Genomic DNA, 969 nt, shown 5'->3' with positions numbered 1-969 from the left:
GCCCGCTTGTTTCCGCCGGACCGTCTCTCGCTGCCTCGCGCGTCACCAGCAGGGCCGGGGCGAGCCTTCCGCGGCATTGAGAACCACCACCGGTATCTCGTCGCTCACCAAGGGCCACCCCGCCCCGTCGTCACGAACCCGATCACACGCTGTCGAGCCACCAAGCTCCATTACCGCTACCCAGGGACGACGACGGGCCAACGGCACCCGACCCACATGACGTAGAACGCCTCACGCTCAGGAGCGTTTAGATACCAGAGTGATACCATGACTGGATGGCGATGACTCTGCGACTTTCTCCGGAGGACGAGCGAGCCTTGGCGGCCCTGGCCGAGGCCGAGGGTGTGAGCAAGCAGGAGGCCACGGTGCGGGCGATCCGGGAGGCGGCCGCCCGGCGCGGGCACGAGGAGCGTGTCCGCGAGCTGTCCGCACGTGGGCAAGAGCGGTACGCCGACCTGCTCGAGCGTCTCGGACGCTGACCCTTGGAGTACCTGACCACCGAGGACCTGCTCGCCCTGGCGGCGGACCTGGGCGTAGGTCCGATTCAGGATCTTGGCCTGCTGGGCTCCGCTGCCCACCGCCCCAGGGCCAGCGTCTTCGGACGTGACGCCTACCCGGACATCGACGCCAAGGCGGGCGCGCTCCTGGAGTCCATCGTCGTGAACCACCCGCTCGTCGATGGCAACAAGCGGCTGGGATGGCTCGCGGTAGTCGTGTTCTACGGACTCAACGACATCGATCTTCATGCACCCGACGACGACGGGTACGACCTGGTCATCGCCGTCGCCAGCGGCACGGCCGACCACCAGGTGGCAGCTGGCCACTTGGCTAAGTGGCACTAGCCCCGGTCTTTCATGAGGTGGGGCTGGTGCGCTCGGCGTGGGCGTGATCGTCGTTCTCGTCCGGATTCGGCGCGTGGGCGTGGGGTAGCGCCGGCTGGCGCTGCCGGTCTGCGGTTCTCCGGGGTCC

2 protein-coding genes are annotated in these 969 nt (G+C 68.1%); both read left to right on the top strand.

Annotation, left to right across the window (positions count from 1 at the left end; all coding sequences use genetic code 11):
- Positions 1-275: 275 nt before the first annotated feature.
- A complete protein-coding gene (locus ACI3ET_RS15845) occupies positions 276-479 on the top strand; it encodes a toxin-antitoxin system HicB family antitoxin (RefSeq protein WP_405034041.1) in 204 nt (67 codons plus the stop codon).
- 3 nt (positions 480-482) lie between these two features.
- On the top strand, positions 483-842 hold the full coding sequence (locus ACI3ET_RS15840) for a type II toxin-antitoxin system death-on-curing family toxin (RefSeq protein WP_405034040.1): 360 nt from the start codon (positions 483-485) through the stop codon (positions 840-842).
- The last annotated feature ends 127 nt before the right edge of the window (positions 843-969 follow it).

The organism is Ornithinimicrobium jinqii (assembly GCF_045032595.1).
Classification (GTDB): Bacteria; Actinomycetota; Actinomycetes; order Actinomycetales; family Dermatophilaceae; genus Ornithinicoccus.
This window is presented reverse-complemented; position numbering and strand designations above follow the sequence as displayed.